The organism is Escherichia sp. MOD1-EC5990, assembly GCF_002965285.1.
GTDB classification, from domain to species: Bacteria; Pseudomonadota; Gammaproteobacteria; order Enterobacterales; family Enterobacteriaceae; genus Escherichia; species Escherichia coli_F.
This window is the reverse complement of sequence record NZ_PTRV01000009.1, coordinates 48,933-71,889: the sequence shown is the minus strand read 5'-3', so window position 1 is coordinate 71,889 and position 22,957 is coordinate 48,933. Positions and strand designations below refer to the sequence as shown.

The 22,957-nt window shown below is 50.1% G+C and carries 21 protein-coding genes; 8 read left to right on the top strand and 13 right to left on the bottom strand.

Going from position 1 to position 22,957, the window contains the following annotated elements:
* Positions 1-116 precede the first annotated feature (116 nt).
* The 3 genes from BEB42_RS12640 to BEB42_RS12630 all read left to right on the top strand — a co-directional run bounded on the left by BEB42_RS12640 (position 117) and on the right by BEB42_RS12630 (position 3,547).
* Positions 117-431 carry a DUF485 domain-containing protein gene (locus BEB42_RS12640; RefSeq protein ID WP_001014565.1) on the top strand — a complete coding sequence of 105 codons (315 nt, stop codon included), beginning with the start codon at positions 117-119 and terminating at the stop codon, positions 429-431.
* Positions 428-2,077, top strand: coding sequence for a cation/acetate symporter ActP (gene actP, locus BEB42_RS12635; protein WP_000832548.1), 1,650 nt, complete (start codon positions 428-430; stop codon positions 2,075-2,077). The genes BEB42_RS12640 and actP overlap by 4 nt, the downstream gene beginning before the upstream one ends.
* Positions 2,078-2,254: 177 nt before the next feature.
* Positions 2,255-3,547: a pentapeptide repeat-containing protein gene (locus BEB42_RS12630; RefSeq protein WP_001270073.1), complete on the top strand. Its 1,293-nt coding sequence runs from the start codon at positions 2,255-2,257 to the stop codon at positions 3,545-3,547.
* A gap of 167 nt (positions 3,548-3,714) precedes the next feature.
* Here the strand turns inward: BEB42_RS12630 and BEB42_RS12625 are convergent, their stop codons facing one another.
* From BEB42_RS12625 to soxR, 3 genes are all read right to left on the bottom strand, one after another.
* Positions 3,715-5,364: a Na+/H+ antiporter gene (locus tag BEB42_RS12625; RefSeq protein WP_000402186.1), complete on the bottom strand. Its 1,650-nt coding sequence runs from the start codon at positions 5,362-5,364 to the stop codon at positions 3,715-3,717.
* A 151-nt stretch (positions 5,365-5,515) separates the two neighbouring features.
* The gene (gene ghxP / locus BEB42_RS12620; RefSeq protein ID WP_000106871.1) at positions 5,516-6,865 is read right to left on the bottom strand and encodes a guanine/hypoxanthine transporter GhxP; all 1,350 of its coding nucleotides are present in this window, start codon (positions 6,863-6,865) and stop codon (positions 5,516-5,518) included.
* Between the two features lie 545 nt (positions 6,866-7,410).
* The gene (soxR, locus tag BEB42_RS12600) at positions 7,411-7,875 is read right to left on the bottom strand and encodes a redox-sensitive transcriptional activator SoxR (RefSeq protein ID WP_000412424.1); all 465 of its coding nucleotides are present in this window, start codon (positions 7,873-7,875) and stop codon (positions 7,411-7,413) included.
* Positions 7,876-7,960: 85 nt separating this feature from the next.
* On the opposite strand from soxR, the gene soxS reads away from it, so the two are divergent.
* Entirely contained in the window at positions 7,961-8,284 is a 324-nt protein-coding gene (soxS, locus tag BEB42_RS12595) for a superoxide response transcriptional regulator SoxS (protein ID WP_000019358.1), read from the top strand.
* Between the two features lie 2 nt (positions 8,285-8,286).
* Here soxS and pdeC read toward each other — a convergent pair whose 3' ends face one another.
* Complete coding sequence (gene pdeC, locus BEB42_RS12590) at positions 8,287-9,873, bottom strand: c-di-GMP phosphodiesterase PdeC (RefSeq protein WP_032304297.1); 1,587 nt, start codon at positions 9,871-9,873, stop codon at positions 8,287-8,289.
* A gap of 429 nt (positions 9,874-10,302) precedes the next feature.
* On the opposite strand from pdeC, the gene BEB42_RS12580 reads away from it, so the two are divergent.
* Positions 10,303-10,584: a YjcB family protein gene (locus tag BEB42_RS12580; RefSeq protein ID WP_001353535.1), complete on the top strand. Its 282-nt coding sequence runs from the start codon at positions 10,303-10,305 to the stop codon at positions 10,582-10,584.
* A 99-nt stretch (positions 10,585-10,683) separates the two neighbouring features.
* Here the strand turns inward: BEB42_RS12580 and ssb1 are convergent, their stop codons facing one another.
* On the bottom strand, positions 10,684-11,220 hold the full coding sequence (gene ssb1 / locus BEB42_RS12575; protein ID WP_000168305.1) for a single-stranded DNA-binding protein SSB1: 537 nt from the start codon (positions 11,218-11,220) through the stop codon (positions 10,684-10,686).
* A 254-nt stretch (positions 11,221-11,474) separates the two neighbouring features.
* On the opposite strand from ssb1, the gene uvrA reads away from it, so the two are divergent.
* Positions 11,475-14,297 (top strand): excinuclease ABC subunit UvrA, encoded by a 2,823-nt coding sequence (uvrA, locus tag BEB42_RS12570; protein WP_000357740.1) that lies wholly within the window; start codon positions 11,475-11,477, stop codon positions 14,295-14,297.
* A 34-nt stretch (positions 14,298-14,331) separates the two neighbouring features.
* On the opposite strand, the gene BEB42_RS12565 is transcribed toward uvrA, so the two are convergent.
* The 7 genes from BEB42_RS12565 to alr all read right to left on the bottom strand — a co-directional run bounded on the left by BEB42_RS12565 (position 14,332) and on the right by alr (position 20,204).
* Positions 14,332-14,688 carry an MmcQ/YjbR family DNA-binding protein gene (locus tag BEB42_RS12565; protein WP_000155657.1) on the bottom strand — a complete coding sequence of 119 codons (357 nt, stop codon included), beginning with the start codon at positions 14,686-14,688 and terminating at the stop codon, positions 14,332-14,334.
* Between the two features lie 3 nt (positions 14,689-14,691).
* Complete coding sequence (locus BEB42_RS12560; protein WP_000270364.1) at positions 14,692-15,108, bottom strand: secondary thiamine-phosphate synthase enzyme YjbQ; 417 nt, start codon at positions 15,106-15,108, stop codon at positions 14,692-14,694.
* Positions 15,109-15,218: 110 nt separating this feature from the next.
* Positions 15,219-15,932, bottom strand: a complete 714-nt coding sequence (aphA, locus tag BEB42_RS12555; protein ID WP_001353538.1) for an acid phosphatase AphA — start codon at positions 15,930-15,932, stop codon at positions 15,219-15,221.
* Positions 15,933-16,268: 336 nt separating this feature from the next.
* Positions 16,269-17,462 carry an aromatic amino acid transaminase gene (gene tyrB / locus BEB42_RS12545; protein WP_105267410.1) on the bottom strand — a complete coding sequence of 398 codons (1,194 nt, stop codon included), beginning with the start codon at positions 17,460-17,462 and terminating at the stop codon, positions 16,269-16,271.
* Positions 17,463-17,543: 81 nt separating this feature from the next.
* Positions 17,544-18,548 carry an AAA family ATPase gene (locus BEB42_RS12540; protein WP_024218679.1) on the bottom strand — a complete coding sequence of 335 codons (1,005 nt, stop codon included), beginning with the start codon at positions 18,546-18,548 and terminating at the stop codon, positions 17,544-17,546.
* Positions 18,545-19,102, bottom strand: coding sequence for a nicotinamide riboside transporter PnuC (pnuC, locus tag BEB42_RS12535; protein ID WP_000122238.1), 558 nt, complete (start codon positions 19,100-19,102; stop codon positions 18,545-18,547). The genes BEB42_RS12540 and pnuC overlap by 4 nt, the downstream gene beginning before the upstream one ends.
* Positions 19,103-19,124: 22 nt before the next feature.
* The gene (gene alr / locus BEB42_RS12530; RefSeq protein ID WP_001147343.1) at positions 19,125-20,204 is read right to left on the bottom strand and encodes an alanine racemase; all 1,080 of its coding nucleotides are present in this window, start codon (positions 20,202-20,204) and stop codon (positions 19,125-19,127) included.
* Positions 20,205-20,330: 126 nt separating this feature from the next.
* Here alr and BEB42_RS12525 point away from each other — a divergent pair, with 126 nt between their 5' ends.
* Both BEB42_RS12525 and BEB42_RS12520 read left to right on the top strand, forming a co-directional pair.
* Positions 20,331-20,891 carry a hypothetical protein gene (locus tag BEB42_RS12525; protein ID WP_002433025.1) on the top strand — a complete coding sequence of 187 codons (561 nt, stop codon included), beginning with the start codon at positions 20,331-20,333 and terminating at the stop codon, positions 20,889-20,891.
* Positions 20,892-20,936: 45 nt separating this feature from the next.
* Entirely contained in the window at positions 20,937-21,464 is a 528-nt protein-coding gene (locus BEB42_RS12520) for a hypothetical protein (RefSeq protein WP_000186897.1), read from the top strand.
* A 31-nt stretch (positions 21,465-21,495) separates the two neighbouring features.
* On the opposite strand, the gene dnaB is transcribed toward BEB42_RS12520, so the two are convergent.
* A complete protein-coding gene (gene dnaB, locus BEB42_RS12515) occupies positions 21,496-22,911 on the bottom strand; it encodes a replicative DNA helicase (protein WP_000918363.1) in 1,416 nt (471 codons plus the stop codon).
* Positions 22,912-22,957: the final 46 nt, after the last annotated feature.

Below are 22,957 nucleotides of genomic sequence, written 5' to 3'. Positions count from 1 at the left end.
GCGGCGTATAACGCCTTATCTGGCCTACATTCGGCGAGGGTTACCTGGGCGTTAACCCGCTCCCATAAGGGCGCGGGAATTAAAACAATCCCTACATTACCTCTGGAGAATCTGTGATGAATGGCACTATTTATCAGCGGATAGAAGACAATGCGCATTTCAGGGAGTTAGTCGAAAAACGGCAACGGTTTGCCACCATCCTGTCGATTATTATGCTGGCAGTTTATATCGGCTTTATTTTACTGATCGCCTTCGCGCCCGGCTGGCTGGGCACTCCGCTGAATCCGAACACCAGCGTCACACGCGGTATTCCGATTGGTGTTGGAGTGATTGTGATCTCCTTTGTTCTCACCGGTATCTACATCTGGCGGGCAAACGGCGAATTCGACCGTCTTAATAATGAAGTCCTGCATGAGGTACAAGCATCATGAAAAGAGTTCTGACGGCGCTTGCCGCCACACTCCCTTTCGCAGCTAACGCCGCGGATGCTATTAGCGGGGCCGTAGAGCGCCAGCCAACGAACTGGCAGGCAATTATTATGTTCCTGATTTTCGTCGTGTTTACGCTCGGTATTACCTACTGGGCGTCAAAACGCGTACGTTCGCGTAATGACTACTACACCGCAGGCGGCAATATCACCGGTTTTCAGAACGGGCTGGCGATTGCCGGGGACTATATGTCCGCTGCCTCATTCTTGGGTATCTCCGCGCTGGTGTTTACCTCCGGCTATGATGGCTTAATTTACTCGCTGGGCTTCCTGGTGGGCTGGCCGATCATTCTGTTCCTGATTGCCGAACGTCTGCGTAACCTCGGTCGCTACACCTTTGCCGATGTAGCCTCTTACCGCCTGAAACAGGGGCCAATCCGTATTCTTTCGGCCTGTGGTTCTCTGGTGGTGGTGGCGCTTTACCTTATCGCCCAGATGGTGGGGGCTGGTAAACTCATCGAGCTGCTGTTTGGCCTTAACTATCACATTGCGGTAGTGCTGGTCGGCGTGCTGATGATGATGTACGTCCTGTTCGGCGGCATGCTGGCGACCACCTGGGTACAGATTATCAAAGCTGTGCTGTTACTGTTTGGTGCCAGCTTTATGGCCTTTATGGTGATGAAACACGTCGGCTTTAGCTTCAACAATCTGTTCAGCGAAGCGATGGCGGTACACCCGAAAGGTGTCGATATCATGAAGCCGGGCGGACTGGTGAAAGATCCAATCTCTGCGCTGTCGCTGGGGCTAGGACTGATGTTTGGTACGGCTGGTTTGCCGCACATTCTGATGCGCTTCTTTACGGTCAGCGATGCCCGCGAAGCGCGTAAGAGCGTGTTCTACGCCACCGGATTTATGGGCTACTTCTATATCCTGACCTTTATTATCGGCTTTGGCGCGATCATGCTGGTCGGTGCGAATCCGGAATATAAAGACGCGGCGGGCCATCTGATTGGTGGTAACAACATGGCGGCAGTTCACCTGGCCAATGCGGTGGGCGGCAACCTGTTCCTCGGCTTTATTTCAGCGGTTGCTTTCGCCACCATTCTTGCGGTGGTTGCGGGACTGACGCTGGCAGGCGCTTCCGCGGTTTCGCATGACCTGTACGCTAACGTCTTCAAAAAAGGCGCGACTGAACGAGAAGAACTGCGAGTATCGAAAATCACCGTCCTGATTTTGGGCGTGATTGCGATTATCCTCGGCGTGCTGTTTGAGAATCAGAACATCGCATTTATGGTGGGCCTGGCGTTTGCCATCGCGGCGAGCTGTAACTTCCCGATCATTCTGCTTTCCATGTACTGGTCGAAACTGACCACCCGTGGCGCGATGCTGGGCGGCTGGCTGGGGCTGATTACCGCAGTGGTACTGATGATTCTCGGCCCTACCATTTGGGTACAGATCCTCGGTCACGAAAAAGCCATCTTCCCGTACGAATACCCGGCGCTGTTCTCTATCAGTGTGGCATTCCTCGGCATCTGGTTCTTCTCGGCAACGGATAATTCAGCGGAAGGTGCGCGTGAGCGTGAACTGTTCCGTGCACAGTTTATCCGCTCCCAGACCGGCTTTGGCGTTGAGCAAGGCCGCGCGCATTAATCTCTACCCTTCCCCGGTCGCTTGATCGGGGAATACTCTTCCTCTCCAATATGCATCATCTTTTCCCATAATATTAAACAAATAAACTCAATAAAAAATGAGCGATTTTTGACAGTCGTAGAAAATGATAATGCAGAGAATATGCCTTTTCTTTCTTGTTAATTATAAGGATATTTTATGCGCTATAATGGTTTAAATAATATATTTTTCCCTCTTTGCCTGATTAACGATAACCACTCTGTCACAAGTCCATCACATACAAAGAAAACAAAATCAGATAATTATAGCAAACATCATAAAGACACGTTAATTGACAATAAAGCCCTCTCTCTTTTCAAAATGGATGATCATGAAAAAGTGATAGGCTTGATTCAGAAAATGAAAAGAACTTATGATACTTTACCATCAGGAAAAATCACTAAAGAAACGGACAGGAAAATTCATAAATATTTTATAGATATAGCTTTATATGCAAGTAATAAATATGACGATAGAATTACGAGAAGAGTTTACCTTAATAAAGATAAGGAAGTGTCAATTAAGGTAGTGTATTTTATAAATAATGTCACTGTCCATAATAACACTATCGAAATCCCACAGACAGTAAATGGTGGTTACGATTTTTCACACCTTAGCCTGAAAGGTATCAGGATTAAAGATGAAGATTTATCCAATTCGGATTTTGCAGGTTGCAGACTACAAAATGCTATTTTCCAGGGCTGTAATATGTATCAAACGAATTTTAATTTTGCCATAATGGAAAAAATAATTTTTGATAATTGTATTCTCGATGACTCAAATTTCGCTCAGATAAAAATGACTGACGGAACTCTAAATGCATGCTCCGCTATGCATGTTGAATTCTTCAATGCAACAATGATTAGAGCTAAAATTAAAAATACCTTCCTTGACTATTCAAATTTTTATATGGCGTACATGGCTGAGGTGAATCTTTATAAAGTAATAGCGCCATATGTTAATTTATTTAGAGCCGACCTTAGTTTCTCTAAACTCGATTTAATTAACTTTGAACATGCTAATCTTTCTCGCGTCAACCTGAACAAAGCAACCCTCCAGAATATAAACTTAATTAATAGCAAACTCTTTTTTACGCGGCTGACAAATACGTTCCTCGAAATGGTTATATGTACCGATTCTAATATGGCTAATGCTAATTTTAATAATGCCAATTTAAGCAATTGCCATTTCAACTGTTCTATTTTAACAAAAGCCTGGATGTTTAATACCCGTTTCTATCGGGTTAATTTCGATGAGGCTATCGTCCAGGGAATGGGCATATCCATTCTCCGTGGGGAGGATAATATTCCCATTAATAGTGATATCCTGATAACACTACAGAAACTCTTTGAAGAGGATTGTGCCACTCATACTGGCATGTCACAAACTGAGCATAATATTCAGGAAGTGTCTATGAATACCACTGAAGATACTATGCAATACGCAGATTGAGATTAAGCCGAAGAATAGCCAATGAATTGACTTTAAAAGAGAGATACTCACGGACTTCTGACTTATTTATTTTAGAATCATGAATGTTAGCCCGAGGTAATCTGAAAAAGGTGCAAAAGATTGCACCTTTTTCAGATTACCTCGGGCCTGGTTACGTCGCTTTCGGCTTACTGATTTTCCTCAATCAACAACGCTTCAAGCAAATCGAGATCGTGCAATAATTTTTGCAGCGTTTCGTTACTGATCTCCCGCGTGGCGCGCAGGTGGTACAGTTCAGCACGTTCAGAACGCAATGCCGCCAGACGGAAGCGACGCTCAAGGTTCTCTTCCTGCACGGAACTTTCAACGTCGTTACGTCCATCGGCGCGACGACGCAGGTTACCAATGACGCGAGAACTGACCTCCGTGAGCAGCTGGTTATCGATATTCTCTTCGGTATCCGCCGCCAGACGCTCCTCCATTTTCTGGATTGCCACAATCGCCACTTCTGCCGTTGCCGCTCGCGCAATACGTTCCTCTTTCAATTGTTGAGAATGGTCCGCGACTTCAATGTGTTGTAGCAGAATGGGCAACATCACCACGCCGACAAACAGCGAAAAGAGAATGACGCCAGCCGCCAGGAACACCAACTCATAGCGCGCCGGGAAGACGTTGCCATCCGGCAAGAGCAGCGGGATAGAGAGCACACCGGCTAGTGTGATCGCCCCACGCACCCCGGCAAAAGACGCAATCAGGATTTCTCGTGTGGTCCACGAACCAAACTCCATCGGCTTCTTCTTCAGGAAGCGGTTGCTGAACTTTTTCATCGTCCACAGCCAGCCGAAACGGACCAGCATCAGCGCCGCATAAATCAGAATGATATCGGTAAACAGCATCCAGATTTCGACGTTAGGGTCGATTTCTGCCGCCATCAGCGACGTCTCCAGAATACCCGGCAGCTGCAGACCTAACAGCAGGAATACCATGCCGTTGAAGACAAATTCCAGCATCGCCCAGGTGCTGTTTGCGCGCAGGCGCATCGCCAGCGGCGCACGGCGCATTACACCGGAGCGGGTGATGGTCATCCCGGCGGCAACCGCAGCAAGAATACCGGAAACGCCAATATGTTCGGCAATCAGATAAGAAGCGAATGGCAGCAGGAACAGCAGTACAATCTGCGTCGCGGGTTCATCACCGCCCCAGCGGCTGAGGAATCGCAGCGAACGACCATACAGCCAGCTCACCACAAAACCGGCGAGAATACCGCCTATTGCCACTTTCATAAATTCCACCGTTGCACCGCCGACGGTGAAGATCATCGTCCCCATCGCCACTGCCACAGCAAACTTTAATGACACCAGGCCGGAGGCGTCATTCATCAACGCTTCGCCCTGCAAAATACCCATGATTTTTTTCGGGATGCGCCCTTCGCCAACAATACCGGAAAGCGCCACAGCATCGGTCGGAGAAAGCACCGCCGCCAGCGCAAAGGCGGGAATCAGCGGAATGCCCGGCACCACCCAGTAAATAAGGAAGCCAATGCCAACCACGGTGACCACCACCAGCGCCAGCGCGAGGCCGAAAATCTCCCGACCATGTTCGAGAAATTCACGGGTCGGCGTTTTCCAGCCATCTGCGAACAGCAACGGCGGGATAAACAAGACTAAAAAGAGTTCAGGATCAAACTCCACATGCAAACCAAACGTCGGCCACGCCAGTAGCGCACCGATGGCGATTTGCATAAGCGGAAGCGGGATCTGAAAGGGCATGACACGAGTGGCCACCCCGGACAGCGAGACCACGAGGGTCATTATCAGTATGGTGAAGAAGATTTCCATGCGTTCCCTGTTTGCGATGTTTTTTTATGATCTGAGAAAGGCGTTATGCCTGAATTCTCATTTTTTCAGAATATCGCAAAAGCTCACACAATGTGCGGAGAAAATAAAAACGGGCAGCCATTGCCACCCGTTTTCAGAATCTTATTAAAGCTTAGATAGCCCAGCCGCCCGCATAGAAGGTCACCAGCGCCACGGCAATGACGACCGTACCGATGTTCAACTTGCGCCATTCTCCGGAAACCAGACGACCAATCACCAGAGTCGCGAAGCCGATCATGATGCCTGTTACGATGTTACAGGTCAGCACGATGAATACTGCTGTTACCAGACCCGCCATCGCATCAACAAAATCAGCAAAGTCAATTTTCGCCACATTACTCAGCATCAGCAGGCCAACGTACATCAGCGCCGGAGCCGTTGCGTAACCCGGAACGAGGTAAGAGAGTGGAGAGAGGAACAGAATCAGCAGGAACAACACGCCAACGGTGATAGCCGTCAGACCGGTTTTTCCGCCCGCCGCTGTACCCGCCGCAGACTCGATGTATACCGCTGCCGGTGCTGCCCCCACCAGACCAGAGAAAACACTGCTCATGGAGTCGGTGGTCAGTGCTTTCCCGCCGTCGATAATTTGCCCGTCTTTATCCAGCAGGTTTGCCTGGCCCGCGACGGCCCGGATGGTTCCGGTGGCATCGAAAACAGCAGTCATCACCAGTGCCAGCACGCTCGGCAGAACCACAGGATTCAGCGCGCCCATAATGTCCAGGCTGCCAATCAGTGAATTGCCGTTTTCATCGCTCAATGAAGGCATAGCGAAAACGCCGGAGAAATGGACGTTAGGATCGAAGATCAAACCGACAATTGAGATACCGATAATGGTCAGCAGAATGCCACCAGGGACTTTCAGTTTTTCCAGGCCGATGATCACCGCCAGACCTACCAGTGACATAATCACCGGGAAGGTCGCGAAATCACCCAGCGCAACGGGCAGACCATCAAGCGGGTTTTTAATCACCAGACCGACACCATTAGCGGCAATGAGCAGCAGGAAAAGACCGATACCGATCCCCGTGCCGTGCGCCACACCGTGCGGCAAGTTGCGCAAAATCCAGCTACGGATACCCGTGGCAGAAATTATCGTAAACAGCACACCCATCAGGAACACGGCACCCAGCGCGACAGGTACGCTAATATGTTGCCCCAGCACCAGACTGAATGCGGTAAACGCCGTCAGGGAGATGGCGCAACCAATCGCCAGCGGCAGATTAGCCCACAGACCCATCACGATAGAACCGAGTCCGGCAACCAGACAGGTCGCAACGAAAACTGCCGCAGGCGGGAAGCCTGCTTTACCCAACATGCCTGGAACGACGATAACCGAGTAGACCATCGCCAGAAATGTTGTTAACCCGGCAACCACTTCCTGACGGACAGTGCTTCCACGTTGTGAAATTTTAAACCAGGCGTCGAGTGAACCGCCGGTACGCGCTGATGGCGTAGACATAAGAAAACATCCCCTGAGAGTTTAATTTTCGTCAAGATGCGTGGCGGACAATCCCCTGCCAGCGAAACGTTATCTTCCTGCTCCAGGTTTGCGACAAATTGGTGCGTCGCAAAAAAGCAAACGTTTAGCTCCGCGCATACAAAACGGGTGGTAAAAAAAGCAAACGATTATCCGGCGATCATAGCGGCTTTTTCAACCGAAGTTTGCTGCTTTTTTCTCTTTTATTGTCTTGACGATGAAAAACCAGGCAATTGATGCGCAAACGTTATCGTCGATGCGCAAGATTGCAGCGTTATCGAGCCGCATACCGTTCAGGATTGCGATAAAAAATCGTCTGAGATGACAAAAATATTGCGGCTAAAAAGTATACTTTTACACTGGCGAAGAAACGCCGGTGACATACAATTAAAGCATCAACACCAACCGGAACCTCCACCACGTGCTCGAATGAGGTGTGTTGACGTCGGGGGAAACCCTCCTGTGTACCAGCGGGATAGAGAGAAAGACAAAGACCGGAAAACAAACTAAAGCGCCCTTGTGGCGCTTTAGTTTTGTTCATCTTCCAGCAAGCGTGCGCCTGTGCCTTCTTCTCCTAAGCGGTCGCCCGGGTTACGCAATGGGCAATCACTGCGCGAAAGGCAGCCACAACCAATACATCCGTCCAGTTCGTCACGCAGCGCCACTAAGGTATGAATGCGCCGATCCAACTCTTCTCGCCATTGGGACGAAAGCTGTTTCCACTCTTTCGCACTTAATGTATGCCCTTCGGGCAACACGCCAAACGCTTCACGAATGGTCGCCAGCGGAATGCCAATACGCTGAGCAATTTTGATGATTGCGACATATCGCAACACATCACGTTTATATCGCCGCTGATTGCCACTATTACGAATACTGCTAATCAACCCTTTGCTTTCATAGAAATGCAGCGCCGATACCGCCACACCGCTGCGTTTTGCCACTTCGCCGGGGGTTAGCAGCGCTTTAATGCGGGGTAATTTCTTTTCCATAAATCGCTTTACCTCAAGTTAACTTGAGGAATTATACTCCCCAACAGATGAATTAACGAACTGAACACTGAAAAGAGGCAGATTTATGTCCCATCAGAAAATTATTCAGGATCTTATCGCATGGATTGACGAGCATATTGACCAGCCGCTTAACATTGATGTCGTCGCAAAAAAATCAGGCTATTCAAAGTGGTACTTACAGCGGATGTTCCGCACGGTGACGCATCAGACACTTGGTGATTATATTCGCCAACGCCGCCTGTTACTGGCCGCCGTTGAGTTGCGCACCACCGAGCGTCCGATTTTTGATATCGCAATGGACCTGGGTTATGTCTCGCAGCAGACCTTCTCCCGCGTTTTCCGTCGGCAGTTTGATCGCACTCCCAGCGATTATCGCCACCGCCTGTAGTTTTATTGCCCGCGCGTTAACCCCCGCGCGGGTAATTGCTCCATCCATTGCATAAACACCTGCGGCGGCATCGCCTTCGCAAAGAACCATCCCTGGCAATAACGCACGCCGCGTTTGCGCAGCCAGTTAACCTGATCCTCAGTTTCTACCCCTTCTGCAATCGTTTTCAGCCCCAGGCTGTGCGCCAGCTCGATGATGTGTTCCGCAATCAAATGACTGGTTTTATGGGTGGTCAGCGTCTCAACAAACGATTTATCGATTTTCAAAATATCAACATTCAATGATTTAAGGTTATGCAAGTTAGAGTAGCCAATACCAAAATCATCAATTGCCACTTCGTAACCGGCCTGGCGGAAAGCCAGAATAATTGGTGTCATTTTGTCGACATCAAGAAATGCATGTTCAGTCACTTCAAATTTAATTTGCTGTGGACGCACCGCGTATTGCTCTGTTTTCTGATTGGTTCGCGCTATCAACCGTGACGTATGAAAATCGGAGGCCGACAGGTTAATAGAAACATAGCGATCGGCATGTGTTGCCAGGTACGCGCCCAGATCGCGGAAGACATTATCAATAACATAATCAGTTACCTGTCCGATCATTCCCTCCTTTTCTGCCAGCGGAATAAACTCTGCCGGATTCATTACTTGCCCCTGCTCACCAGGCCAACGTAACAATGCTTCAGCGCCGATACATTTTTCTGTTTTGATATCGATTATTGGCTGGTAATAAAGGCAAAGTTGATGTTTTTCGAGGGCGCGTTGCAATTTGCGTTTGGGAGACAAATAGTTTTGTCGAATACGTAGCCAGAGTAATAACAGAACAAGACTCCCCAAAATGCCGGCGGGTAACGCAAAAATAAGATGATTATAAAAATGCGCTATAAGACGTTGATATGAAGTCGCAACAATGGCTGCAATTGGGCGTTTTGTCGAATAAACTGTCGCATATAAATAGCCATTTCTTTGTACGGTTAAATCATTCAAATGAATCAGCGGAGAAAACGTTGCTGCCGAGGCCTCGTTGCTTAACGAGAAAAAGGTTTTCGTTACCGTATCATACACACCCCATTGCAATGTCGGATCATCAGACATCACTTCACTCCAGAATAGAGGGTTGATGACCGCCACATAATTTCCCCGCTGCATATAGGTCATTTTATAGCCAGAGAAAAAAGGCGTATCGCGGTAATAATAGATAGAAACGTTAGGTTCACGCTTATAATCGGCCGGTGCAATCGTATAACCGTTTACAGGCGCTATCAGCGATGAGCATAAAAAATGGTTATCACGGGCATAGATCAATTCATTAATATAAAGATAGCCACGAATAATATTCAACATTCGCTTTTGATGGGCCGGAGTGCAAACTTGCCCCTGATAGCGTTCTGCTGCATCGCTCACTAAATCTGCCTGGCGAATGACCAGCTCGGATTTATCCAGCGCCAGCTGAGCAAAAGTTTGGAGCTGACTATTCACTTCTGATTTTGCCCAAAGGAAGGCAATCCATAGCGACAGAATGATGGGAAAGAGAACTAAAAAGATAATGCCCGGCAACGCCAGTAATTGGTGTCGTGCATGATGACTCATTGCTATCAATTTCCTGCCTGTTTATACCCGGTCATTGCAAGGCGAGAACCCTGGTTATCGACGTCTTTAGATAAATCTTACGGTATAAATAGCACTTTTGCCTGATTTGAAATTGATACCTTTTTAATCGTCACCTGAATAAAAATAATTCATTGATATTCAAAATTAATTTCCTACAGGAATGCAGAGGCGGCGGGAAGATATGCCCTTAATGCCGCTGAAAAAACACATAATCTGTACGGCAATAAAAGTCACGGCCTAATCTGGCTAACAAACAATCAATTGTGATATAGTTCACAAAATTAATGAAACAAACAGAGTGTTTCTTTTTTGTGTTCTGCAAGCCCCGCGATAGCCAGATTGTATCACGCCTCCCGTGAACAACGCCGCGCTGTCCAGGGCATCGGCTCTTTTCAGAGGAATTGTTTGATGGCTACCCTCACCACTGGCGTGGTTCTTCTTCGCTGGCAACTTCTTAGTGCCGTAATGATGTTTCTGGCCAGCACGCTTAACATCCGTTTTCGTCGGTCTGATTATATCGGACTTGCAGTGATCAGCAGCGGTCTCGGCGTGGTTTCCGCCTGCTGGTTCGCTATGGGATTGCTTGGCATCACAATGGCGGATATCACCGCCATCTGGCACAACATCGAGTCGGTGATGATGGAGCAGATGAATCAGACACCACCACAGTGGCCAATGATTTTGACTTGATATGTAGAAGCCTCCATAACGGAGGCTTCTTTTTTTATGGCTGGCAGATGCTTTAATCATCCACCTTAAAACAATATAACCTATTGTTTTAATGACAAATCAGAACGGAATATCGTCATCAAAGTCCATCGGCGGCTCATTAGACGGTGCTGCCGGAGCAGACTGCTGCGGGCGAGACTGCGCGCCGCCGCTGAACTGATTGCCGCCCTGCGGCTGCTGAGGCTGACCCCAACCGCCCTGCGGCTGACCACCACCGATATTGCCACCTGCAGGTGCGCCACCGCCCTGACGGCCGCCCAGCATCTGCATGGTGCCGCCAACGTTTACCACAACTTCAGTGGTGTAGCGATCTTGACCGGATTGATCGGTCCATTTGCGGGTACGCAGCTGACCTTCGATATAAACCTGAGAACCTTTACGCAGATATTCGCTGGCTACTTCTGCCAGTTTGCCGAACAGCACAACGCGGTGCCATTCAGTCTGCTCTTTCATCTCGCCGGTCGCTTTATCACGCCAGGATTCGGAAGTAGCCAGCGTAATGTTGGCAACTGCGCCACCATTTGGCATGTAGCGTACTTCCGGGTCCTGACCCAGATTACCAACGAGAATAACCTTGTTTACGCCTCTGCTGGCCATGTTCGTGTCTCCTGAAAAAAAATCGTTCTGAATAAGTGTAAACGCGCGATTGTACCATTACCAATAGCGCTTTTACTATGTTGTGGCCTCGGTTCAGGGAAACAAACCTGGCCAGGCATTGTTACACAACACTCCGGGTAATGCATTCCAATACTGTATATTCATTCAGGTCAATTTGTGTCATAATTAACCGTTTGTGATCGCCGGTAGCACCATGCCACCGGGCAAAAAAGCGTTTAATCCGGGAAAGGTGAATGGATAAGATCGAAGTTCGGGGCGCCCGCACCCATAATCTCAAAAACATCAACCTCGTTATCCCCCGCGACAAGCTCATTGTCGTGACCGGGCTTTCGGGTTCTGGCAAATCCTCGCTCGCTTTCGACACCTTATATGCCGAAGGGCAGCGCCGTTACGTTGAATCCCTTTCCGCCTACGCGCGGCAGTTTCTGTCACTGATGGAAAAGCCGGACGTCGATCATATTGAGGGGCTTTCTCCTGCCATCTCGATTGAGCAGAAATCGACGTCTCATAACCCGCGTTCTACGGTGGGGACAATCACCGAAATCCACGACTATTTGCGTTTGTTGTTCGCCCGCGTCGGTGAGCCGCGCTGCCCGGACCACGATGTACCGCTGGCGGCGCAAACCGTCAGCCAGATGGTGGATAACGTGCTGTCGCAGCCGGAAGGTAAACGCCTGATGCTGCTCGCGCCAATCATTAAAGAGCGCAAAGGCGAACACACCAAAACGCTGGAAAATCTGGCAAGCCAGGGTTACATCCGTGCTCGTATTGATGGCGAAGTCTGCGATCTTTCCGATCCGCCGAAACTGGAACTGCAAAAGAAACACACCATTGAAGTGGTGGTTGATCGCTTCAAGGTGCGTGACGATCTTACCCAACGTCTTGCCGAGTCGTTTGAAACCGCGCTAGAGCTTTCCGGTGGTACAGCGGTGGTTGCTGATATGGACGATCCAAAAGCGGAAGAGCTGCTTTTCTCAGCGAACTTCGCTTGTCCAATTTGCGGCTACAGTATGCGTGAACTGGAGCCGCGACTGTTTTCGTTTAACAACCCGGCGGGGGCCTGCCCGACCTGTGACGGCCTTGGCGTACAGCAATATTTCGATCCTGATCGCGTGATCCAAAACCCGGAACTGTCGCTGGCTGGCGGTGCGATCCGAGGCTGGGATCGCCGCAACTTCTATTACTTCCAGATGCTGAAATCGCTGGCAGATCACTATAAGTTCGACGTCGAAGCGCCGTGGGGCAGCCTGAGCGCGAATGTGCATAAAGTGGTGTTGTACGGTTCTGGCAAAGAAAACATTGAATTCAAATACATGAACGATCGTGGCGATACCTCCATTCGTCGTCATCCGTTCGAAGGCGTGCTGCACAATATGGAGCGCCGTTATAAAGAGACGGAATCCAGTGCGGTACGCGAAGAATTAGCCAAGTTTATCAGCAATCGCCCGTGCGCCAGCTGCGAAGGAACGCGTCTGCGTCGGGAAGCGCGCCATGTGTATGTCGAGAATACGCCGCTGCCTGCTATCTCCGACATGAGCATCGGTCATGCGATGGAATTCTTCAACAATCTCAAACTCGCAGGTCAACGAGCGAAGATTGCGGAAAAAATTCTTAAGGAGATTGGCGATCGCCTGAAATTCCTCGTTAACGTCGGCCTGAATTACCTGACACTTTCCCGCTCGGCAGAAACGCTTTCTGGCGGTGAAGCCCAGCGTATCCGTCTGGCGAGCCAGATTGGTGCGGGCCTGGTTGGCGTTATGTACGTGCTCGATGAGCCGTCTATCGGCCTGCACCAGCGCGATAACGAGCGCCTGCTGGGTACGCTTATCCATCTGCGCGATCTCGGTAATACCGTGATTGTGGTGGAGCACGACGAAGACGCGATTCGCGCCGCTGACCATGTGATCGACATTGGCCCGGGCGCAGGTGTACACGGCGGTGAAGTAGTCGCGGAAGGTCCCCTGGAAGCGATTATGGCGGTGCCTGAGTCGTTAACCGGGCAGTACATGAGCGGCAAACGCAAGATTGAAGTGCCGAAGAAACGCGTTCCGGCGAATCCGGAAAAAGTGCTGAAGCTGACAGGCGCACGTGGTAATAACCTGAAAGACGTGACGCTGACGCTGCCAGTCGGTCTGTTTACCTGCATCACAGGGGTTTCAGGTTCCGGTAAATCGACGCTGATTAACGACACACTGTTCCCGATTGCCCAACGCCAGTTGAATGGTGCGACCATCGCCGAACCGGCACCTTATCGCGATATTCAGGGGCTGGAGCATTTCGATAAAGTGATCGATATCGACCAAAGCCCAATTGGTCGTACTCCGCGTTCTAACCCGGCGACCTATACCGGCGTGTTTACGCCTGTGCGCGAACTGTTTGCGGGCGTACCGGAATCCCGTGCGCGCGGTTATACGCCAGGACGTTTCAGCTTTAACGTCCGTGGCGGACGCTGCGAAGCCTGTCAGGGCGACGGCGTGATCAAAGTGGAGATGCACTTCCTGCCGGACATTTACGTACCGTGCGACCAGTGCAAAGGTAAACGCTATAACCGTGAAACGCTGGAGATTAAGTACAAAGGCAAAACCATCCACGAAGTGCTGGATATGACCATCGAAGAGGCGCGTGAGTTCTTTGATGCGGTGCCAGCTCTGGCGCGTAAGCTGCAAACGTTGATGGACGTTGGCCTGACGTACATTCGCCTCGGGCAGTCCGCAACCACGCTTTCTGGTGGTGAAGCCCAGCGCGTGAAGCTGGCGCGTGAGCTGTCAAAACGCGGCACCGGGCAGACACTGTATATTCTCGACGAGCCGACCACCGGTCTGCACTTCGCCGATATTCAGCAACTGCTCGACGTACTGCATAAACTGCGCGATCAGGGCAATACCATCGTGGTGATTGAGCACAATCTCGACGTGATCAAAACCGCTGACTGGATTGTCGACCTGGGGCCGGAAGGCGGCAGTGGCGGCGGCGAGATCCTCGTCTCCGGTACACCAGAAACCGTCGCGGAGTGCGAAGCTTCGCATACGGCGCGCTTCCTCAAGCCGATGCTGTAATCGTTAAGGCCGCTTTCTGAGCGGCCTTTTCCTTTCAGAGTTGCACCAGCAATTTACGTTTTTCTTCCGGCAGCAAATTCACCGCCTGCTGATAAGACGCATCCACCAGATAATAGATTTGCGAATCCGGTAGCGATCCGTCGAGATACACGGTGCTCCAGTGCGCTTTATTCAGATGGCGGCTTGGACGCACATCGCTGTGCTGCTGTCGTAGCAGCTCAGCCAGCTCCGGGCTGGTTTTCAGCGAAACAGCTGGGCGATTTTCTACTTCTTTCACCATCGCAAACAGTACATCTTCCACTTTGATCTGCGTCGCTTTCCAGTCGTTATGCACGCTCTGTTCTGCGCCTGGTTTTGCCATGCAATATTGTAGCAACTCCGAAATGGTCATTTTTTACTCCCCTTGTAGTGTCGCGATGATGCGACGCGATCCGCCGTGGATGCGATGTTCCCCCAGCCAGATGCCTTGCCAGGTGCCGGTCTGAATACGCCCTTTATGCACCGGCAATACAAGCGATGTTCCCAGCATTGAGGATTTGATATGAGAAGGCATATCGTCTGCTCCCTCATAGTCATGCTCATAATTTCCGTTATCGGGAACGGTGCGGAGGAAAAAACGCTCCATGTCGTGGCGTACGGTGGGATCGCAGTTCTCATTAAGTGTCAGAGAGGCGGAGGTATGTTGCAGCAACAGATGCAGTAAACCGATGTTAACGCGCGGCATATCAGCCAGCTGATGCAGTATTTCATCCGTTACCAGATGAAATCCACGAGATTTGGCGCTAAGCGTGAGCGTCTTTTGATACCACATGTGCTGCTCCTTGATAAAACTCTCTTAATCAGTTTGCAGCAAGACAGCGAAAGGATAAAGGTGTGATTAAAAAAACAGCATTCGGGAGAGCATCACGCTCTCCCGCTCTGTCAGTATTCTGAATTGACGATCACCTCTTCACCAAACGCACCCGCTTGTGGCAAGGGTTTGTAGGTAGAGTTGGAGGCGCGCAGAATGCGGATACCACGAGCGCCGACTTCGCGTGCGGCGGTAATATCGTTATCGGAATCGCCATAAAAAATTCGGATATTTTTATCCTGTAGCCATTGCGATTTTGTATTTTGACCTGGTTTATCGCCTGCAAAAATTACCGGATTCATGTTGGTGGCAGGAATGTGAAAATTATCCGCCAGCGTTTTTGACACCGTTTCTGTTTTGGTCGGGCTACGACCAGTCACAAAGAAGATCGCGTCACCGCGGCGTACATGCATATCAATCAGCTGGCGAGCGACCTCTTTTGGAATGCTGAATTCATCCCAGCCATTGTTCATTTTTTCCCAGAACACAGGATTTTTCAGATAATCTTCGCTTTCTGGCGAGAAGGTTTTTTTGCCGCGCCAGAAGCCCGGACTGGAAAAAAGTACCGTGTCATCGATATCAAACCCCACCGCCATTGGCGGACGCCCTGCGAGGCTATTTTCTATTTGTGTGACTGAAACCCAATGAACAGGAGCCTGCTCTGCAAGTCTGGCAACGTTAGTACCAGGATTAAGCGGTGAAGGTGACGAGGCAAGGGCAACAGCGGAACTGTTTAGAGCGAACAATAAGCAAACGGCACTCAAAGCCTGTGTGATCTTGCGCATATTTTTCCCTAAATAGTCAGTCTATTGAAACGTTTTATTATGAGATTTGTTGCAAAAACCATCTGACCATAACGCCAGCTGCCAGGGAATAAAAGGGTTATCTACGGCTTTTGTTAAGAAAGGGAGCAGGATCACATGCGATCAGACTATGTTTGTTGTATTTAATAACTTAATGGCTCTCTATTGTGTAAAAATATTCGGATATAAAAACTTCTATTTTCTCAGTAGGAAATATCGATTATCAGAACCCATTCCTTTGTACGATTAGCCGAAAAAATACGTATACCCACTTATTGATGATTGAGCAGGCGGCTGTTCATCCGCCTGCCAACGACATTACATCACCGCAGCAAACGCCTTTGCCACACGTTGTACATTTGCCGTATTTAACCCGGCGACACACATGCGACCGCTGGCGATGAGATAGACACCAAATTCTTCACGTAGTCGGTCAACCTGAGCGGCACTTAAACCGGTATAACTGAACATACCGCGCTGATTAAGCAGATAATCGAAATTGCGTTCTGGCATTTCTGTGCTCAATACCTTCACCAGTTCCTGACGCATCGCCAGAATGCGAGTACGCATCTCTTCGACTTCCGCCAGCCAGCTGGCTTTCAATGCCTCGTCATTCAGCACCGCAGCCACCACCTGCGCACCAAAATTCGGCGGGCTGGAGTAGTTGCGGCGAACTGTTGCTTTCAATTGCCCCAGTACGCGCCCTGCGGCTTCGGCATCTTCACACAGCACAGAAAGTCCGCCGACGCGCTCGCCGTAAAGGGAGAAAATTTTCGAGAACGAATTGCTCACCAGAGCAGGTAATCCCGCGCTGGCAATGGCGCGAATGGCGTAGGCATCTTCTTCCATACCGGCACCAAATCCTTGATAGGCAATATCAAGAAATGGGATAAGCTCGCGGGCTTTGAGAATTTCAATCACCGCATCCCACTGGTCATTGGTGAGATCGGCACCGGTTGGGTTGTGGCAGCATGGATGCAGCAACACAATACTGCGGGCAGGTAATGTTTCCAGCGTCGCTAACAGGTCATTAAAACGCACGCCGTTGGTTGCTTTGTCGTACCAGGGGTAAGTACTCACTTCGAAACCAGCCCCGGCGAATATTGCTACGTGGTTTTCCCAGGTGGGATCGCTGACCCATACGCCTGATTCCGGGAAGTAACGCTTCAGGAAGTCAGCGCCCACTTTCAATGCCCCTGAGCCGCCAAGGGTTTGAATGGTTGCTACGCGCTGTTGTTGCATTACCGGATGGTCCGCACCAAACAGCAGCGGCGTAATAGCATGGCGATAGCTGTTAAGCCCTTCTATCGGTAAATAAAGCGAAGCGCCATGAGGCTGCGCATTCAGGCGCACTTCCGCATCCGCCACGGCTTTCAGTTGGGGAATAATTCCGTCTTCGTTGTAGTACAGACCGATACTTAAATTCACTTTGTCGCTGCGAGGGTCTTCTTTGAAACGCTCCATAAGCGTAAGAATCGGGTCGCCAGCGTAGGCGTCAACTTTTTGAAACACGCGATGGTTCTCCAGGTTTACGGGCAGGTGGTTAAACCACAATAAACCGGAAGAAGGCGAAGATCGAGTGGATGTTCAAAGTCAGTCGGGAAGTTGATGAAGAATTTGCCCCAGTCGCTCTTGCAGCGAACCCGAAACCGAAAGATAAGGAATGTTCCTGCGCGATAATTCCTGTTCGTACCACGCCTGCTGCCGCGCGCGAAACGCCTCTCCTTGCCGGGTGCCATCCTGCACAAAGGGAAATTCCGCGCCGCAAAGCACCACCAGAGAGTATTCCCGCTCCGCCAGCTGGTGAAGTTCCTTCGGGGCATGACCATATTGATCAAGGGTATAGAACAAGGTCGTGAGTGGCGATGTGTCACATATAAGATAGCGATTAGCTTCTGCTTGTTGTTCCCGACGTACCTGTTCGCGGGCGATATGCAACAAATCGTCTGCGGTTAAAACACCATTTTTCTCTTCCCAATAGTCGCGACCAAATTCAGCGACATACGCCGTGTCGAGCACGTCCGCCAGCGCTTTTGAAAGTGTGCTCTTACCGGTTGATTCGCCACCAAGCAGACAGATACGGCGAACGAAACTGCGATAAACGTCGTGCGCCAGCATGTAACGATAGCGGTGAACGTCGGAACGAATCAGCGTTCCCGAAGGAGATTTATCGCCAAGTGGACGCTGTAATCGAATGTGTTCAACAGGTTGGGCAAAACGCTTTGTCAGCACTTTAGCAAAACCGTCACCATAATCTTCTGCGGTAAATACAGCGTGTGGGCGGCAATGTAATACCTGCAGGCACAGCGTCGCCACATAATGACGATGGATGTCGGCATCGGCATCATTATGCGGTATGGCAGGTAAGTTATAACGCGCGATCAGTTCGGGAGTCAGTACCAGAACCGTCGCTCGCGGGAAGCTCACTTGCAGCCACGTCAGGCGCTTTTCAGGTTCACAGTCAGGCATTTCCGGCACGGAATAACTGATGATGAACAGTTCTTCACATTGTGCCAGCGCGGTATTGATCAACCGTTCATGACCACAATGCAAAGGCGCGAATTTGCCAACCACCAGTCCCGTTACGAAAGGCTTCATGATGCCCGCAGCTCCTTGCGCCACTGATACAAACCATGCCAGGCGTTAATCCAGAACAGGAAATATAAACCGGCGGTCAAGTTTAAACCACGCGTCATATACAGTGGCACCGCCAGGGTATTCACTGCTAACCAGACGTACCAGTTTTCGATACGTCTTCCCATCAACATGAATTGTGCCAGAACGCTGAAGGTCAAAATCAACGAATCCAGCCAGGGGGCCCAGGCATTGGTAAAGGTGTGGAGCAAAAAGCCGTAGCCACCTGCCACGACGACGGCACAGAGCAACAAGAGGAAAAAGTGACTGGCTTGCGTCCGGCGCACCGGCAAGACATCGCCACCCTGACCTTTCAGCCAGTGGATCCAACCGATGATGCTGGTTGCGATGAAGAATAACTGGAGCGTGACATCGGCATAGAGTTGCACGGACCAAAAAACCCAGCCATACAGCATGCTACCAATTATGCCGATCCACCACGTATGCACATTGTTTCTGGCGGCCAGCCAGACGGAAACCGCGTATGCCAGACACGCGGCGATTTCTGAATAAGACATTGTCCCTCCCTGGAGACGGGTATTAATCCACGTATTTCATCGCGACCCTTGAAGTCAGGCGCGTGATAAGTTCGTAAGCGCTCACTTTCGTCATTTCAGCGATACGTTCTACGGGCAAACCTTCGCCCCATAAAATGACCGGGTCCCCGGCTTTATCCTGCGCCTGTGGACCTAAGTCGACGCAGATCATATCCATCGCGACTCGCCCGACAATCGGCACTTCGCGACCGTTCACCAGCACTGGCGTACCGGACGGCGCGGCGCGCGGATAACCATCGCCATAACCCATAGCGACTACGCCAAGACGGGTATTACGTTCGCTTACCCAGGTTCCACCATAACCGACAGGCTCTCCGGCTTTATGCTCACGCACAGCAATCAGGCTGGAGGTCAATGACATTACCGGCTGACAGCCAAAATCGGCACCGGTGGAGCGATCTTCCAGCGGCGAGACACCGTAAAGAATGATGCCCGGGCGCACCCAGTCAAAATGTGACTGTGGCCACAGCAGAATGCCCCCCGACGCGGCAATGGAACGTTGACCAGGTTTGCCTTCACAAAAGGTATTAAAGATATCGAGTTGTTTCTCGGTTGCACCGCATTTTGGCTCATCCGCGCGCGCAAAATGGCTGACAATATTCACCGGCTGACGAACGTTTTTGCACTGAGTCAGGCGATGATAAAACGTCTCAGCCTGTTCCGGCCTTACGCCCAGACGGTGCATACCGGTATCGAGTTTCATCCAGACGGTAACCGGCTCGTCCAGGCTGGCCTCTTCCAGCGCAGCAAGCTGTTCTTCGTTATGCACGGCGGTATGAAAATGTTGCGCAGAAATCGTCGGTAGATCTCTGGCATCAAAAAAGCCTTCGAGTAACAGTACAGGTTTGGTGATTCCCCCCGCACGCAGTCGCAGAGCTTCTTCGAGACGGGCTACGCCAAAGGCGTCAGCATCGGGGAGCGTTCGCGCGGTCTCAAGAAGACCGTGACCATAAGCGTTCGCTTTCACCACCGCAACCATTTTACTGGCAGGTGCCAGTTCACGAAGACGTTGCAGGTTGTGTCGCAGAGCGCGGCGGTTAATCACAACAGTTGCCGCTTGCATTTGTGTTCCTTTTTTTCAGGTTCTGCCCACCCGTGCAAAACCTCGCTAAACAGATAGGACCGGAGTATGCTATTCCACATCCAGGGATGGGTTTATAAACGGCAAGATGATATCGGATTTTCAGCCATGACAAAGATAAAATTTGTTTTCTTTTTTCTGCTAATCGCAGGTATAACGCCTGCCGCGACGGGGGCTTGCCCGGCGCAGACACCTGACGGTGTCGCAGATAAGTTTTACTCAACCTATGTTTTTTCTGATACCAGCTTTAAGAGTGAAAAAGACCAGCTGGCATTTTTTCAGAAATACCTCACCCCCTCGCTTTATCAACTGATTGTTGGCGCGTATGACAGAAATAAACGCGACTACGCCATCGATCCCACGGCCAAACCTACTTTTGGTGACGGGATTATTTTCACGTCTTATCCTTCGGATAGTTACTATGAGAAATTTGATGGCGTGACACTACCGTCATCGTATAAACCTGGTGATAACAACGTCACTGTCGCCCTCCATTTTCATTTTACCGTTGATGATAAAAAGGCCTGGCAGGACGAAGCGCTAATGGCGCGTTCCGCTGATGATGGCTGTTGGCGGATCGACAATATCATATTCCACGAAGACGAAGATAACTCGGTTCTGAGCCTTAAAGAGTGGCTAAAAAAAGGGATTGAAAGTCCGGCGGAATAAAGCAGTTCAACGAACTCAGGAAAAGCATTTTACAAGGAGATAGTAATGACCCCAGACCTGGAACTACTCAAAAACAAACGTAATCAAATTAAAGAAATCATTGATGAGCTACAGCTTACATTAACCGACGATCCAAATTGGGATGCCCCTTCTGATAACAGTTATTTAAATGAAGAAGAACTCGCCATCCCTGAAATTCAGGATAATGTGACGGCAATAAAGGCGACGAATAAATTAATCAGCTGGTTTGGGCAAGATCATGAAGGTTTTGTCGGCTTATGGCGAGGTCCCAATGCGATCCCCCTCGATAAAGCGCAAGTGGTTCGGCTGAATGATGAAGCTAACTATGAACTAGTCGCCGATACCGTGCCCAATTACCTGATGTTCACCTATTTTTATGGCGATGAAGATACTGAACAACATGAATACAATCGTGTTAAAAAATTACTGACTGATGCAGGATTCACCGTTGCTGGCGACATAGAAGCTATCTATGACAATATTGATTACGATAGTCTTCAACCTGAAGATTATAAAGAAGAGCAATATAATCAGGCCCAATCCCGCCGATAAAAATTTTGCCGGTGTTTAACCGGCAAATTGATTATTCATCGTCGTACTGCGGCCCTGCGTAATTATCGAAGCGTGACCACTGACCATTAAAGGTCAAACGTACCGTACCGATAGGGCCGTTACGTTGTTTACCGATAATAATTTCCGCGATGCCTTTTAAATCACTATTCTCGTGATAAACCTCATCACGGTAAATAAACATGATCAAGTCCGCATCCTGCTCGATAGAGCCAGATTCACGCAGGTCGGAGTTGACCGGGCGTTTGTCGGCACGTTGTTCCAGAGAACGGTTCAACTGGGACAGCGCCACCACCGGCACGTTCAGTTCTTTCGCCAGTGCTTTCAGCGAGCGGGAGATTTCTGCAATTTCCAGCGTACGGTTATCGGAAAGCGCCGGTACGCGCATCAGTTGCAGGTAGTCGATCATGATAAGCCCAATGCCGCCATGTTCTCGGGCAATACGCCGCGCGCGGGAGCGCACTTCCGTTGGTGTCAGGCCGGAGGAATCATCAATATAGATATTGCGTTTTTCGAGCAAAATACCCATGGTGCCGGAAATACGCGCCCAGTCTTCATCATCCAGCTGCCCGGTACGGATTTTAGTCTGGTCAACACGCGACAGCGACGCCAGAGAACGCATCATAATCTGTTCTGATGGCATCTCCAGAGAGAAGATAAGTACCGGTTTATCTTGCAACATCGCCGCGTTTTCGACGAGGTTCATCGCAAATGTCGTTTTACCCATCGACGGACGCGCTGCGACGATGATCAAATCCGACGGCTGCAAACCAGCGGTTTTTTTGTTGAGATCGTCATAACCGGTGTTTACCCCGGTAACGCCATCGTGTGGCTGCTGAAACAGCTGCTCAATACGCGCCACGGTTGCGTCGAGCACATCGGCGATGTTCTTCGGCCCTTCGTCTTTGTTTGCACGACTTTCGGCAATTTTAAAGACGCGGGATTCAGCCAGGTCCAATAGATCTTCGCTGGTTCGCCCCTGCGGATCAAAACCGGCTTCGGCAATCTCATTCGCGACAGAGATCATTTCACGGACAACGGCACGTTCACGCACGATGTCCGCATAGGCACTGATGTTCGCCGCACTTGGCGTATTTTTTGACAACTCTGCCAGGTAAGCAAAACCACCAACGCTGTCGAGTTGCCCCTGACGTTCCAGCGATTCCGCAAGGGTAATCAGATCGATAGGACTACCGCTTTCCTGCAAACGCGCCATTTCGGTAAAGATATGACGGTGTGGTCGGGTATAAAAATCGTCCGCCACCACACGCTCGGCTACATCGTCCCAGCGTTCGTTATCCAGCATTAAACCGCCCAACACCGACTGCTCCGCTTCGATCGAGTGCGGAGGCACTTTCAGCCCGGCAACTTGTGGATCGCGTTCGCGGGGTTCAGCCTGCTGTTTGTTGAAGGGTTTATTTCCTGCCATAGTGAATGGAGTTACCGAGATAAAGAATGGGTCGAAACTTTACCAT

What these genes read in the sequence shown, in the direction of transcription:
- BEB42_RS12640 (WP_001014565.1), top strand. Translation starts at nt 117, where the DNA reads ATGAATGGCACTATTTATCAGCGGATAGAAGACAATGCGCATTTCAGG.
- actP (WP_000832548.1), top strand. Translation starts at nt 428, where the DNA reads ATGAAAAGAGTTCTGACGGCGCTTGCCGCCACACTCCCTTTCGCAGCT.
- BEB42_RS12630 (WP_001270073.1), top strand. Translation starts at nt 2,255, where the DNA reads ATGCGCTATAATGGTTTAAATAATATATTTTTCCCTCTTTGCCTGATT.
- BEB42_RS12625 (WP_000402186.1), bottom strand. Translation starts at nt 5,364, where the DNA reads ATGGAAATCTTCTTCACCATACTGATAATGACCCTCGTGGTCTCGCTG.
- ghxP (WP_000106871.1), bottom strand. Translation starts at nt 6,865, where the DNA reads ATGTCTACGCCATCAGCGCGTACCGGCGGTTCACTCGACGCCTGGTTT.
- soxR (WP_000412424.1), bottom strand. Translation starts at nt 7,875, where the DNA reads ATGGAAAAGAAATTACCCCGCATTAAAGCGCTGCTAACCCCCGGCGAA.
- soxS (WP_000019358.1), top strand. Translation starts at nt 7,961, where the DNA reads ATGTCCCATCAGAAAATTATTCAGGATCTTATCGCATGGATTGACGAG.
- pdeC (WP_032304297.1), bottom strand. Translation starts at nt 9,873, where the DNA reads ATGAGTCATCATGCACGACACCAATTACTGGCGTTGCCGGGCATTATC.
- BEB42_RS12580 (WP_001353535.1), top strand. Translation starts at nt 10,303, where the DNA reads ATGGCTACCCTCACCACTGGCGTGGTTCTTCTTCGCTGGCAACTTCTT.
- ssb1 (WP_000168305.1), bottom strand. Translation starts at nt 11,220, where the DNA reads ATGGCCAGCAGAGGCGTAAACAAGGTTATTCTCGTTGGTAATCTGGGT.
- uvrA (WP_000357740.1), top strand. Translation starts at nt 11,475, where the DNA reads ATGGATAAGATCGAAGTTCGGGGCGCCCGCACCCATAATCTCAAAAAC.
- BEB42_RS12565 (WP_000155657.1), bottom strand. Translation starts at nt 14,688, where the DNA reads ATGACCATTTCGGAGTTGCTACAATATTGCATGGCAAAACCAGGCGCA.
- BEB42_RS12560 (WP_000270364.1), bottom strand. Translation starts at nt 15,108, where the DNA reads ATGTGGTATCAAAAGACGCTCACGCTTAGCGCCAAATCTCGTGGATTT.
- aphA (WP_001353538.1), bottom strand. Translation starts at nt 15,932, where the DNA reads ATGCGCAAGATCACACAGGCTTTGAGTGCCGTTTGCTTATTGTTCGCT.
- BEB42_RS12540 (WP_024218679.1), bottom strand. Translation starts at nt 18,548, where the DNA reads ATGAAGCCTTTCGTAACGGGACTGGTGGTTGGCAAATTCGCGCCTTTG.
- pnuC (WP_000122238.1), bottom strand. Translation starts at nt 19,102, where the DNA reads ATGTCTTATTCAGAAATCGCCGCGTGTCTGGCATACGCGGTTTCCGTC.
- alr (WP_001147343.1), bottom strand. Translation starts at nt 20,204, where the DNA reads ATGCAAGCGGCAACTGTTGTGATTAACCGCCGCGCTCTGCGACACAAC.
- BEB42_RS12525 (WP_002433025.1), top strand. Translation starts at nt 20,331, where the DNA reads ATGACAAAGATAAAATTTGTTTTCTTTTTTCTGCTAATCGCAGGTATA.
- BEB42_RS12520 (WP_000186897.1), top strand. Translation starts at nt 20,937, where the DNA reads ATGACCCCAGACCTGGAACTACTCAAAAACAAACGTAATCAAATTAAA.
- dnaB (WP_000918363.1), bottom strand. Translation starts at nt 22,911, where the DNA reads ATGGCAGGAAATAAACCCTTCAACAAACAGCAGGCTGAACCCCGCGAA.